11 protein-coding genes are annotated in these 13,092 nt (G+C 70.6%); 7 read left to right on the plus strand and 4 right to left on the minus strand.

The features are described from left to right. Nucleotides 1–343: 343 nt before the first annotated feature. Both AC37TH_RS00900 and AC37TH_RS00905 read left to right on the plus strand, forming a co-directional pair. Nucleotides 344–928 (plus strand): arsenate reductase/protein-tyrosine-phosphatase family protein, encoded by a 585-nt coding sequence (locus AC37TH_RS00900; protein WP_490762470.1) that lies wholly within the window; start codon nucleotides 344–346, stop codon nucleotides 926–928. A gap of 117 nt (nucleotides 929–1,045) precedes the next feature. Further along, complete coding sequence (locus AC37TH_RS00905) at nucleotides 1,046–1,468, plus strand: FAD synthase family protein (RefSeq protein ID WP_490762471.1); 423 nt, start codon at nucleotides 1,046–1,048, stop codon at nucleotides 1,466–1,468. A gap of 103 nt (nucleotides 1,469–1,571) precedes the next feature. Here the strand turns inward: AC37TH_RS00905 and AC37TH_RS00910 are convergent, their stop codons facing one another. Further along, nucleotides 1,572–2,768, minus strand: coding sequence for an amidohydrolase (locus AC37TH_RS00910; protein ID WP_490762472.1), 1,197 nt, complete (start codon nucleotides 2,766–2,768; stop codon nucleotides 1,572–1,574). Next, a complete protein-coding gene (gene pip / locus AC37TH_RS00915; protein WP_490762473.1) occupies nucleotides 2,765–3,721 on the minus strand; it encodes a prolyl aminopeptidase in 957 nt (318 codons plus the stop codon). The genes AC37TH_RS00910 and pip overlap by 4 nt, the downstream gene beginning before the upstream one ends. Before the next feature lie 51 nt (nucleotides 3,722–3,772). On the opposite strand from pip, the gene AC37TH_RS00920 reads away from it, so the two are divergent. Beyond that, nucleotides 3,773–4,774, plus strand: a complete 1,002-nt coding sequence (locus AC37TH_RS00920) for a malate dehydrogenase (protein ID WP_490762474.1) — start codon at nucleotides 3,773–3,775, stop codon at nucleotides 4,772–4,774. 91 nt (nucleotides 4,775–4,865) lie between these two features. Here AC37TH_RS00920 and AC37TH_RS00925 read toward each other — a convergent pair whose 3' ends face one another. Beyond that, entirely contained in the window at nucleotides 4,866–6,980 is a 2,115-nt protein-coding gene (locus tag AC37TH_RS00925; protein WP_490762475.1) for an acyl-CoA dehydrogenase family protein, read from the minus strand. A gap of 230 nt (nucleotides 6,981–7,210) precedes the next feature. On the opposite strand from AC37TH_RS00925, the gene AC37TH_RS00930 reads away from it, so the two are divergent. Then, nucleotides 7,211–7,783 (plus strand): helix-turn-helix domain-containing protein, encoded by a 573-nt coding sequence (locus tag AC37TH_RS00930; RefSeq protein WP_490762476.1) that lies wholly within the window; start codon nucleotides 7,211–7,213, stop codon nucleotides 7,781–7,783. Then, complete coding sequence (locus tag AC37TH_RS00935; protein WP_490762477.1) at nucleotides 7,780–9,138, plus strand: MFS transporter; 1,359 nt, start codon at nucleotides 7,780–7,782, stop codon at nucleotides 9,136–9,138. Before AC37TH_RS00930 ends, AC37TH_RS00935 begins: the two co-directional genes overlap by 4 nt. Nucleotides 9,139–9,183: 45 nt before the next feature. On the opposite strand, the gene AC37TH_RS00940 is transcribed toward AC37TH_RS00935, so the two are convergent. Beyond that, nucleotides 9,184–9,654, minus strand: a complete 471-nt coding sequence (locus AC37TH_RS00940) for a DapH/DapD/GlmU-related protein (RefSeq protein ID WP_490762478.1) — start codon at nucleotides 9,652–9,654, stop codon at nucleotides 9,184–9,186. 148 nt (nucleotides 9,655–9,802) lie between these two features. On the opposite strand from AC37TH_RS00940, the gene AC37TH_RS00945 reads away from it, so the two are divergent. Together AC37TH_RS00945 and AC37TH_RS00950 are read left to right on the plus strand one after the other, a co-directional pair. Next, complete coding sequence (locus tag AC37TH_RS00945; RefSeq protein ID WP_490762479.1) at nucleotides 9,803–10,372, plus strand: YdeI/OmpD-associated family protein; 570 nt, start codon at nucleotides 9,803–9,805, stop codon at nucleotides 10,370–10,372. A 246-nt stretch (nucleotides 10,373–10,618) separates the two neighbouring features. Beyond that, nucleotides 10,619–12,964 (plus strand): lamin tail domain-containing protein, encoded by a 2,346-nt coding sequence (locus tag AC37TH_RS00950; RefSeq protein WP_490762480.1) that lies wholly within the window; start codon nucleotides 10,619–10,621, stop codon nucleotides 12,962–12,964. Nucleotides 12,965–13,092: the final 128 nt, after the last annotated feature.

Here is a 13,092-nt window from a genome sequence, read left to right on the forward strand (position 1 = left end):
TTGCGGGGGGTGGAACAGTAGGTGAGACCAACGACTACTGAAATGCTGAAATGCTGCTGAGCACGCTAGCAGACAGGGCGGGTGCCCGCGATACATAAACCGATAAGGGTACCGCGCGCCTGGTTTGCATCTTCCCCGAAGGCCACCCCCCATTCGGGTGCCAGGATCCGCATCCTGACGGGCTCAAAGCAGTGGCGAACGCCTGTGATCTTGAGGAAAACACAGGCTGTAAGCGCTCTCACGCGAGCCGGGACGCAGCTGCCCTCCCAGGGGATTGCCAGGCTGAACGCGTTCTCTCAGCCCAGTAAGCGCATCCATTGGCGAGGTCGGGAAGAATGGCGGAGTGCCTGAACCAACCTTCCGCATCCTCACGCTCTGCACGGGGAACATCTGCCGCTCCCCCGCCGCCGACCTGCTCCTCACCCACGCCCTCGCCGGCGACCAGCGGTTCGCCGTCGGCTCGGCGGGAACCCACGCGATGACCGGCTGGGGAATCTCCTCGCCGATGGATGAACTCCTCGCTGAACGAGGCGTCGGGAGCGACCACTTCGTCGCCCGCCAGGCCGACCGATCGCTGCTCACAGGAGCCGACCTCGTCCTGACCGCGACACGCGAGCACCGCGAGTGGGCGGTCGGTGAAGCGCCTGGCGTCGTGCGGAGAGCATTCACGCTGACCGAATTCGCCGACGCGGCAGCCGCGCATCCCGAGCCTGCTGCGCTGACCGCGCAGGAACTGACGGCGTGGGCGGCGGCCCACCGACCGAGCCCGGCCGTCGCGAATCGTGGGGCGGCGACCAGGCGCGGGTACATGGAGGGGGACATCCTCGACCCGTACGGGCGGGGGCGGGCGGCGTACGTCGCGTCGCTCGGGCAGATCGAACCGCTGACGGCGAAGATCGCCAGGATGCTGCTCGCGACGCGCGCGTAACGACGCCGCGCTGGCGTGTGCACGCCCGCGCGATCCATGCACTTTCCCCATCGGGTGACAAATTCTCACTTATGCGCCAGAATAGGTGAGAAAACCTCAACCCGGAAGGTGCAGCCCGTGACCCGACGCGTCGGCTATGCAGCTGGGGCGTTCGATCTGTTCCACATCGGACACCTCAACATTCTCAAACACGCCAAAAGCCAGTGCGACTACCTGATCGCCGGAGTCGTCTCCGACGAGATGCTGCGACAGGTCAAGGGCATCAACCCCGTCATCCCGCTCGCGGAGCGCCTGGAGATCGTGCGCAACATCGGCTTCGTCGACGAGGCGGTGGCCGAGACAGTCCCGGACAAGCTCGACACTTGGCGCGAACTGCAGTTCGACGTGTTCTTCAAGGGCGACGACTGGCGCGGCACCGAGAAGGGCCTGCGACTCGAACGCGAGTTCGCGGCCGTCGGCGTCGAGGTCGTCTACTTCCCGTACACGATGACCACGTCCTCCACCACGCTCCGCCGGGCCCTCGCCGCCCTGGCCGGCTGACCCGCCTCCCCGCGTCCCCGGCTCCCCCCTCCCCTCATAATCGAGCCGGGACTTGTGCACGCGACACGCCAGCGTGTCGCGTGCACAAGTCCCGGCTCGATGTTTACGGGGTGGGGAACTCCTGGCCGGAGACGAGGACGAGCGAGCGGGGCGGGGCGGAGACTAGGGCCTCCGGCACGTTCTGGGCGTCGAGGAGGACGACGTCGGCGGCGGAGCCGACGGTGAGGTCGTGCGTGGCGCGACCCACGAAACCGGCGGCGTCGCTCGTCGCGATGCGCACCGCTTCCGTCAGCTCCTCGTCGCGCCGGGCGCCGGAGAGCTGAGCGAGCCTGGCCGCCAGGCGCAGCAGGTCGCCGTCGCCGTACGGACCCCACAGATCCCGGATGCCGTCCGTGCCGAGCCCGACGGGCACTCCCGCCGCGCGCAGCTCGGCGAGCGGGAGCCGCGGCGCATTGATCGGGGCCACGGTCGTGATCGAGACGCCGGCCTCGCGCATCCCGTGGATGAGCGTCCGCCTGCGCGCCTCCGGCAGCTCGCCGATGGCGAAGCCGTGCGCGACGTTCACGCGGCCGGCCAGCCCGGTCGCGCGCGTGCGCTCGATGATCAGCTCGTACTGGAACGCGCCGAGCTCTCCGCCGTCGTGCAGGTGGATGTCGATGCCGACGCCGCGGCGGTCCGCGATGTCGAACAGTCCGTCGAGCTGACCGACCGGGTCGCGGTCGATCGACGCGGGATCCAGCCCGCCGATGTACTCGGCGCCTTCCGCGGCGGCCTGGTCGAGCAAGTCGAGCACGCCCGGACGACGCAGCACGCCGTCCTGCGGGAACGCCACGATCTCCAGGGCGACCGGCACGCCGAGCGACGCCACCGCCTCCCTGACCACCCGGATGCCGTCGAGCCCGACCCCGAGGTCCACATCGACGTGCGAGCGGAACGCGGTCGTACCCTGTGCCACCAACGCGCGCAGCAACTGCGTCGTGCTGTCGAGGCTCGGGATGCCCAGCTCGCCCCGGTGAGCGCGCTCGTGCTCGATCCTCCCCTGCGTCGTCGCCTCGCCGCCGTAGGACACCCACGGCTTGCCCCACCAGCTCTTGTCGAGGTGGGCGTGCGCGTTCACGAGGCCGGGGATGGCGAGGAGGCCAGCACCGTCGATGAAGCGCGTGCCAGGGTCGCCGGACACCTCCTCCGCCGACGGATCGTGCGGCTCGACGGCGACGATCACGCCGTCCGCGATGCGGAGGTCGGACGCTGCCGCACCCCAGGGGCGGACGTTGCGGAGGACGGTCTGCACGCCGCTCACCCGGCGAAGCGGTCGGTGGCCTCGATGAGCGCATCCAGGATGCCGGGCTCGTCGAACGCGTGGCCCGCATCCGGGATCAGGCGGAACTCGGCCTCCGGCCAGGCGCGGTGCAGATCCCAGGCCGTCATCGCCGGGGTGCACGCGTCGTACCGTCCCTGCACGATCACGGCGGGGATGCCGGCCAGCTTGCCCGCATCCCGGATCAGCTGCTCCTCCTCGAACCAGCCGAGGTTCATGAAGTAGTGGTTCTCGATGCGCGCGAACGCCACGGCGTACTGCTGCTCGGTGAAGCTCTCCACCACCTCCGGCCGGGGAAGCAGGGTGATCGTCGACGACTCCCACCGCGACCAGGCGACACCGGCCGGGATGTGGACGGCCGGGTCAGGGTCGTTGAGCAGCCTGCTGTACGCCCGGATGAGCCTCCCGCGCTCGTCGACGGGCACCGGCTCCACGAAGCCCTCCCACAGATCCGGGAACAGCGCCGCCGCGCCTCCCTCGTAGAACCAGTCGAGCTCGGCCGGGCGCAGCGTGAAGATGCCGCGCAGGATCAGCTCTGTGACGCGCTCGGTGTGCGTCTGCGCGTACGCCAGCGCCAGGGCGCTGCCCCAGGAGCCGCCGAACACCATCCAGCGGTCGACGCCAAGGTGCTCGCGGAGCTTCTCGATGTCCGCGACCAGGTGCCAGGTCGTGTTCGTGCTGAGGTCGGCCTCCGGCTCGCTCGCGTGCGGGAGGCTCTTGCCGCAGCCGCGCTGATCGAACAGGACGATGCGGTACTTCTCCGGATCGAACGCGCGCCGCTGATTCGGGCTCGTCCCCCCGCCCGGCCCTCCGTGCAGGAACACGACCGGCTTCCCCTCGGGATTCCCGCTGGTCTCCCAGTAGAGCTGCTGGCCGTCGCCGACGTCGAGCAGGCCGGAGTCGTACGGCTCGATTTCCGGGTAGAAAGTGCGCATACGCCCGAGGTTACCCGGTCGGGTCCTCCTGGCCCGTCATAGGCTGGCGGCATGAGCAACGCCAGCGATCAGACGCGAACGCCCGTCACCGTCACCGTCACGGGAGCGGGAGGCCAGATCGGCTACGCCCTGCTGTTCCGCATCGCCTCCGGGCAGCTGCTCGGGCCGGACGTTCCCGTGCGGCTGCGGCTGCTGGAGGTGCCACAGGGCCGCGCCGCGGCGGAAGGGACGGCACTCGAGCTACAGGACGGCGCGTTCCCGCTGCTGCACGGGCTGACCGTGACCGAAGACGCGACCGCCGCGTTCGACGGCGTCAACGTGGCCCTGCTCGTCGGCGCCCGCCCGCGCGGCCCCGGCATGGAGCGAGCAGACCTGCTGGAGGCCAACGGGGCCATCTTCGGACCGCAGGGCGCCGCGATCAACGCGGGGGCCGCATCCGATGTGCGGGTGCTCGTGGTCGGCAACCCGGCCAACACCAACGCTCTGATCGCGAGCGCGCACGCACCGGATGTGCCTGCCGACCGGTTCACGGCGATGACGCGCCTCGACCACAACCGCGCCGTCGCGCAGCTCGCGGTGAAGCTCGGCGTTCCGGTGTCCGCGATCGACGGCGTGATCGTGTGGGGCAACCACTCGGCCAGCCAGTACCCGGACATCAGCCACGCGACCGTGCACGGCCGCCCCGCCACGGAATTGGTGGACGAGGGATGGCTGGCCGGCGAGTTCATCCCGCGGGTGGCCAAGCGCGGGGCGGAGATCATCGACGTGCGCGGGTCGTCGAGCGCGGCGTCGGCGGCGAGCGCCGCGATCGACCACGTGCGCGACTGGGTCGACGGAACGGGGTCGCGCTGGACGTCGGCCGCGGTCGTCTCCGACGGGTCGTACGGCGTTGAGCCCGGCCTGATCTCGTCGTTCCCCGTCCGCTCGGTCGATGGCGCCTGGCGCATCGTCGACGGCCTCGACATCGACGCCTTCTCGCGTGCCCGCATCGACGCCTCCGTCGCCGAGCTCCGCGACGAGCGCGACGCCGTCCGCGCCCTCGGCCTCCTCTAGCCCCCGCCCAAAAGAATCGAGTCGGGACTTATGCACGCGACACCCGGCGTGTCGCGTGCATAAGTCCCGCTCGATTATCTGGGGGCGCGGGTCAGCGCTTGGGGGACTTGAGGGACTTTTCGGGGGTGGGGGCGGTGTTGGAGGCGCGCTGGGCGGCGTAGTAGTCGCGGGCCTCGGACTGGCGGGCGGCCTCCGCGCCGGTCGCGATCTTCGCGCGGACGAGCTCAGGGCCGTAACCGAACGCATCCACGAGGTCGACGGCGTGCGGGCGGATGCGGGTGAGCAGCCGGTCGATGTACGCCGTGACCGCCTGCGCGCGCTGCGGAGACAGACGACCGTGGATGAGGTACCAGGCCAGGTGCTTCTCGATCAGCCCGAAGCCGAACAGGTCGCGCAGCCAGGTCAGCACCTGGCGGGTTCCCGCATCCGGCGCCTTCTCCAGCGCGTCGGTGAACGCCTCCCACTGCAGCAGCTCCGCGTGCGCGCGGGCCGCCTCGATGAGCTCGTTCTGCTGCGAGTTGAACAGGTCGGCCGCGGCCTTCTTGCCCAGCTTGGACGCGGGCCGCAGCTTGCCGGCGACCTCGCCGATCATCGAAGCGACGCGGTCGGTGAGCAGTTCCCGCTGCGTGCTGGCCTCCTGCAGCCAGTTGACGGCGCGGGCCGTCGAGCCGAAGTCCTTCACCGTCTGCCCGACCGAACGCAGCCCCGAGCCGTGGTACGCCTTGCCAGCCGCCTGGGTGACGACGTAGCGCGCGAGCGCACCGGCGTCCGCCTTGGCGAACTTGCGCGAGAAGTCGGTCAACAGTCGCTTGGCGACGAGCTGCAGCAGCACGTTGTTGTCACCCTCGAAGGTGACGTAGATGTCGAGGTCCTGACGCAGCGACGTGAGCCGGTTCTCGGTGAGGAAGCCGGAGCCTCCGCACGCCTCGCGCGCCTCCTGCAGGGTGTCGAGCGCGTGCCAGGTCGACAGCGGCTTGAGGGCGGCCGCGATGGTCTCCAGGTCTTGACGGTCGGTGTCGGAGTCGGCGCGCCCGCTGAACACGTCGTCGAACTTGTGCAGGAACACCTCGTGCGCGAACCCGGCCGCGTATGTGGTCGCGAGCAGCGGCAGCAGGCGGCGCTGGTGGCGCTGGTAGTCGAGGATGACCTCCTCGTCCGTGTCGCTCCCCGACGTGAACTGGCGGCGCTCGTTGCCGTAGGTGATCGCGATCTTGAGGGCGATCTTCGCCGCGTTGACGGCCGAGCCGTCGAGCGAGACGCGACCCTGCACGAGCGTGCCGAGCATGGTGAAGAACCGGCGGCCCGGGCTGCTGATCGAGGACGAGTACGTGCCGTCTTCCGCGACGTCGCCGTACTTGTTCAGCAGGTCGGTGCGCGGGACGCGGACGCCGGTGAAGTGAAGGCGGCCGTTGTCGATGCCGTTGAGGCCGCCCTTGAGCCCATCGTCCTCTCCACCGATGCCGGGGAGGAACGCGCCGTCCGCATCCCGGATCGGAACGTAGAACGCGTGGACGCCGTGGTTGACGCCCTTCGTGATCAGCTGGGCGAACACGACGGCGGCGATGCCGTCTTTCGCCGCATTGCCGAGGTAGTCCTTCCACGCCCCGCGGAACGGGGTGTCGATGACGAACTCCTGCGTCTCCGGGTCGTAGGTGGCCGTGGTGGCGACGCTCGCGACGTCGGAGCCGTGCCCCGTCTCTGTCATGGCGAACGCGCCGGGCACGTCCAGCGACATGATGCCGGGCAGGTATTTCTCGTGATGCGGCGCCGTGCCCAGCTGCAGCACGGCCGCGCCGAACAGCCCCCACTGCACACCGGACTTGATCTGCAGCGACGGGTCGGCGGCGACCAGCTCCTCGAAGCCGGCGATGTTGCCGCCGTTGTCCGCCTGTCCTCCGACGCTCGTCGGGAACGCGCGGTGCACCTGGCCGTTCTCGACGAGCAGCTTCAGCTGCTCGAAGGTGCGGGCGCGCTGGTCGGCGAGGCTGAGCCCCTCGACCTTCTGCATCTCCGGGCGACTGGACAACTCCCGCGACGCGAGCCGGATCTCGGCCCAGTCGCCGAGCAGCTGACGGCCGAGCGCCTCGACGTCGACGCGTGAGGCGGCGGCGCCCGGCGGGATGATCGATGCTGCTCTGGCGTCCGCCTCTGCGGCGGTCGTGGGGTTCTTCGCGGACGGCGACGTGCGCGCTGCGGTATCAACCATGAGGTTCCTCTTCGGTCTCGTGCGGGATATCGTCACGCTACGACCAGCCTCCCGGTTCGCGAAGTCAGCGGTGCGCGGCCTACAAACCACAACCGGATGCGCCGCGACCGGTTTGTGGAATGCTCCAATCGCGGGGGTGCCGAGTGTGATCCTCTCCACAAGAATGCGGAAGTGCACCCACTCCCAAAGATCTCTTTGACAGTGGAGGCGCGGCGGGCCAGACTGGGACGGTGACGGAACCAGACATCCACCCGCGTGAGCTGCGCGACCTGCGCGTGCTCGCGCATCCACTGCGGTTGCAGTTGCTCTCGCTGCTCGGCGGCTCCGCGCTGAGCGCCGCAGAGGCGGCCAGGGAGCTGGGCGAGACCCAGGCGAACGTGAGCTACCACCTGCGCCGCCTGCACGACGCCGGGCTGGTCGACGTCGTGGAGGAAGTCGCGATCCGGGGCGGCAAGGCGAAACGATACCGGCACGACCCGGAGAGCGGTGAACGACTCGGGATGACCGGGGCGCCCGAGCTGTTCCATGCGATGAGCTCGGAGCTCGTGCGGCGGGCGGGGCTGCAGGCGCCGGGGACGCGGACGACGTTCACGGACGGGGAGTTCGTCATCGACGACGCCGCCTATCGCGAGGTGGAGCGGTTGGTGCGCCAGGCGGGGATCGTGCTGGCCGACGCGGCGCAGGCGGCGGCCCGTGGCACCGGCACCGGCACCGGCAGCGGCAGCGGCACCGGCACCCCCACCGGCGCCACCACCCACCGTGTCGCGGCGACCCTCGCCGTGTTCGAGCTGAGCGCATCGTGAAGCGCGAGTCATACGCCGACGTGCTGCGCCTTCCCGGAGCGGCCGCCCTGTTCGGCTCGGCCCTGATCGGACGGCTCGCGTTCGCGACCGTGTCCCTCTCGCTCCTGTTGAGCGTGCAGGCGTCGACGGGCACGTTCGCCGCCGCCGGCGCCGCGACGGGCGCGTTCGGAGTCACCAACGTCATCGCCTCCCCCACCCGCGCCAGAGCCGTCGACCGGTTCGGGCCGACCAAGGCACTGCTGGTGATGGGGGTGCTGTTCGCCGCCTCCCTCATCGCGACGGCGTTCGGCTGTCTGGCCGGAGCCCCCGCCTGGCTGCTCATCGTCCTCGCCGCCGTCGCGGGCGTGTTCGCGCCGCCGCTCGGCTCGACCATGCGCGTGATGTGGGCGTCCATCGCGCCCGATCCGCGCATCCTGCCCCGCGCATACAGTCTGGATGCGGTGGCGGAGGAGCTGCTGTTCACCACCGGCCCGCTCCTGGTCGGGTTGCTGGTGCTGGTCGCCGGACCGGTGGCGGCACTGTTCACGACGGCGGGTGTCGCGCTCGTCGGCACCGTGCTGTTCTGCCTGCACAGGCACGTGCGCGCGAAAGGCGCGGCGACCACCACGGCGCACGCCCATGAGCGTCCCCTCCGGCAGCGCGGCTTCCCGACGGTGCTCGTTGCGCTGACCGGCGTCGGCCTGGTGATCGGCACGATCGAGACGGCGGTTCCCGCGTTCACGGCGGAGCGGTCGATGGCGGCGGTCTCCGGCATCCTGCTGGCGTTGCTGGCGGCGGGCAGCGCGGTGGGCGGGCTCGTCTACGGTCACCGCTCCTGGAAGCCGGCGCTGGCCATCCGGTTGGTGGTGCTGAGCGTCGCGTTCGTCGCGGTCAGCGCGATCGCCGCGCTGGCGCCCGACCAGATCACGCTCGGCGTGATCCTGTTCGGCCTCGGGCTGTTCCTCGCCCCGACCGTCATCACCGCGTACCTGCTGGCCGACGCGCTCACCGCCGAGCACGTGCGCACCGAGGCGACGACCTGGACGAACACGGCTGTCAACTTCGGTGTCGCCGTGGGGGCGGCGGTGGCGGGAGTGCTGGTCGACCACGCGGGGACGACCACCGCTTTCGCCGTCGGCGCGGCCGCGGCCGGGGTGCTGGTGCTGGCGGCTGGGTCGCGGACGCGGGTGGTCGCTGCGGCGAGCGCCGGGCCGGTGGATGCGCCAGGCACAGTGGATGCGGCAGCCGCAGCGGGTGCGGCGGGCGAAGTGGATGCGGCGTACGAGGACGGCACGACTCCCACCGCCGCGTCCGTGCCGGGCGAGCTGACCGCCTCCGGAGAGGTCGCAGAGGGCGGAGACGCACGAACGCCCTGAGCCGATCCCGGCTCAGGGCGTCCTCTGTCACTCGCTAGCGGGAGGTCACGCGGCGCGTCGCGTCGCGTCCCTCCTGGCGTGCTGCACCGCCGGTCGCACCGGCGCCGATAGGGCCGCTCTGGCCGCTGCGGACCCGCGGAGCTCGACGACCGCGCCGGAGTCCAGGCGGGCGTCGCGCTCGATGCGTGCGCCGTTGCCGACCATCACGGAACGGCCGAGCTTGGCGTTGCTGCCGATGCGCACACCACTGCCGATGACGCATCCGGCGCCGACGTGCACGTTGGCTCCGACGAACGCGCGGTCGCCCACCGTCGCCCCGGTGTCGATCCAGCTTCCTGCGCCGACGTATGCGTCGACTCCGACCCTGGCGTCCTTCTCCACGTAGGCGGTCGCGTCGATGAACGCTGACTCCGCCACGCGTGCTGTCGGTGCGACTAAGCCACGCCCGTTGACGTGCCTCTTGTACTTGATAACGGCGCCGGTCTCATCTTCGAGCTCTTCGATCATTCTTGCCATCGCGTCCTCCTTCGAGATCGTCGCAAATGCATTCGTTTACGTAACACGAGACGGGTGGAAAAGATTCCCTGATCGTCCCGCAGAACGGTGACAGTACACCGTCGTATTCGTTACATCCACCCCCGGGTTTTCAGGGCATGATCGAGCTATGGCCGAACACGACATCCTGTACCTCGCCGACGCGGCAGCCTGGCGCGAATGGCTGGAGCAGAACCACGACAGTGCGGCGGGCGTCCGGCTCGCCATCGCCAAGAAGAACTCGGGCCATTCAAGCCCCAGCTACGCCGAAGCGGTCGACGGCGCCCTGTGCTTCGGCTGGATCGACGGCAGGCGCAACAGTTTCGACGAGACGCACTTCCTGCAGCTGTTCACGCCGCGTGGCGCCCGCAGCATCTGGTCGCAACGCAACCGCGACCTGGTGGCCGCGCTGATCGAGTCCGGTGCGATGACCGACGCCGGGATGCGCGAGATCGACCGTGCCAAAGCCGACGGCCGGTGGGAGGCCGCATACCAGCGCCAGTCCGACAAGACGGTTCCGGCCGACCTGGCCGCCGCCATCGCCGCCAACCCGGACGCCGCAGCCTTCTTCGAGACCCTGAGCGGCCAGAACCGGTTCGCGATCATCTTCCGCACCTCCACGGCCAAGCGCGCCGACACCCGCGCCCGCCGCATCGCCGCGTTCGTCGAGCAGCTCGCCCGCGGCGAGACCATCCACTGACCCCGCCCCGCCCCGCCCGCGAAAGAATCGAGCCGGCACTTATGCACGCGACACACCGCACGAAGCGTGCATAAGTGCCGGCTCGATTGCTGCGCACTGGTCGGCTCCGCGTCATCGGGCGTTCGCGTGGCGTTCATCCGGCGTTCGGGCGGGCTCACGAAGCTGCGAACGTTCGCATCTTTCTCTGCCGCGCGCGTCCGCGCCCGGCGTCGATGCGCTCTCCCCCATCGCAGAAGGAGAACACGCTTGCGCACTCAGAGGCGAGGAATGGTGGCGGTCCTGGTGGCCGCCGCGTTCGCCACAGCACCCCTGGTCGCCGTCGCGGCCCCGGCATCGGCGGTTCCCGCGCCGTCCCCGGTCGTCATCAACGAGGTCGAGTCGAGCGGGGGCACACCCGGCGACTGGATCGAACTCACGAACACCGGAAGCACCGCGGTGGACATCTCCGGCTGGTCGCTGCTCGACAACGACGACACCCACACCGCCGTTCCACTGCCCGCCGGGTCGACCATCGCGGCGGGCGGTTTCTTCGCCGTCGACGAGTCGACGCTCGGCTTCGGGCTCGGCGGCGCCGACTCCGCGCGGCTCTACGACGCCTCGCACACGCTGGTCGACTCGTACAGCTGGACCGCGCACGCCGCCACCACGTACGGCCGCTGCCCGGACGGCACCGGCGCGTTCACCACGACCACCTCGCCGACCAAGGCCGCCGCCAACGACTGCAGCCTCCCCGTCGCGATCAACGAGGTCGAGTCGAACGGCGACGCTACCGACTGGATCGAGCTGATCAACAACGGCTCGACCCCCGTCGACCTGTCCGGATACATCCTCCGCGACAACAAGGACGCCGACGCCTTCCCGATCCCAGCCGGCACGGTCGTCGCTGCGGGCGGCTACTACACCGCCGACGTGGATGCGGCATTCGGCCTGGGCGCTGCGGACTCCGCCCGCCTGTTCGCACCGGACGGCACCACCCTGATCGACTCCTACGAGTGGACCGCCCACGCCCCCACCACCTACGGCCGATGCCCCAACGGCACCGGCGCGTTCGCCACCACGGCCGCCTCCACCAAGAACGCCCCGAACGCGTGCACGGGCGACGTGCAGCTGACCCCGTGGCCGGGCGGCTCGCCCGTCGCGACCGCCGACGACGCGAACGTGCTCGGCGGCAACATGAGCGGCCTCTACTACCAGCCGTCCGGCACCAGCGCGCCCGGCGTGCTCTGGGCCGTGAAGAACGGGCCCGGCACCCTCTACCGCCTGCTCTGGAACGGCACGGTCTGGACGCCGGACACCGCGAACGGCTGGAGCGCCGGCAAGGCCCTGCACTACGCCGACGGCACCGGCGATCCCGACTCCGAGGGCATCACCATCACGGGCTCCGGCCCGGACGGCGGCATCTTCGTCTCGACGGAGCGCAACAACTCCAACAACGGCGTGAGCCGCCCGGCGATCCTCCGCTTCGACGCCACGCAGCCGGGCACCAGCCTGAACGCCACCGCCGACTGGAACCTCACCTCCGACCTCCCGGTCGTCGGCCCGAACCTGGGCCTGGAGGCCGTCACCTGGATCCCGGATGCGTACCTCACGGCCCACGGGTTCGCCGACCAGCACACCGGAGCGGCATACACTCCGGCCACCTACCCCGGCCACGGAACCGGCCTGTTCTTCACCGGGCTGGAGGCGAACGGCAACGTCTACGTGTACGCCCTCGACCAGTCCGGCGCCGGATACACACGGGTCGCGACCATCTCCACCGGGATGCCCGGTGTGATGGAGCTGCAGTTCGACCAGGAGACCCAGAAGCTCTGGGCCGTCTGCGACGACACCTGCAACGGTCAGCACGAGACGCTGACCATCGCCTCCGCGGGGGTCGACGCCGGGAAGTTCACGGTCGACGCGACGTTCGCCCGCCCGACCGGGATGCCGAACTTCAACAACGAAGGCTTCGCCATCGCCCCGCAGGCCGAGTGCGTCGCAGGACACAAGCCGGTGATCTGGTCGGACGACACCAACGACGACGGCCACGCGCTGCGCACCGGCACGATCGAGTGCACGGTCGTGACGGAGCCGGGAGGACCGGGCGAGCCTGGCGGCCCCGGCCAGCCGGGCACGACTCCGGCGACGGTGACCCTGTCGGCCGGGACCATCGCGGTCGGCGGCCAGCTGCACCTCGACGCCTCCGGCTTCACCGCGGGCGAGACGGTCGAGGTCTGGCTGCACTCGACCCCGGTGAAGCTGGCGAGCCTGACCGCGTCGGACACCGGCGCGATCTCGGCGACGGTGAGCATCCCGAGCAGCACGCCCGCCGGAGCGCACACCATCGTCGTGACGGGCCTGACCTCGGGCGTCACCGGCTCCGTCGCCCTCACGGTGACGGCGGCCGCCGCCCCCGGTGGAACCGACCCCGGCACGACGCCCGGCACGTCGCCCGGTACGATCCCGGCGGGAACCACGCCCGCCGACAACACCACGGCTGGACTCGCCGCGACCGGCTCGTCGGTGACGGTCCCGCTCCTCGCAGCACTCGCGGCCGCCCTCCTCGGCGCCGCGATGCTCCTGCTCAGGATGCGCCGCCCCACCACCCGCTGATCGCCCGCCTGCCGCAGAAGCCCCGCGTCGCGCCGCCGCCCCTCCCTCCGGAGGGCCCGGTGGCGCGGCGCGGGGCTTCCGCCGCCGCCCGCCGCCCGGATAATCGAGCCGGGACTTATGCGCGCATC

The sequence above is a fragment of the Leifsonia sp. McL0627 genome (genome assembly GCF_058244615.1).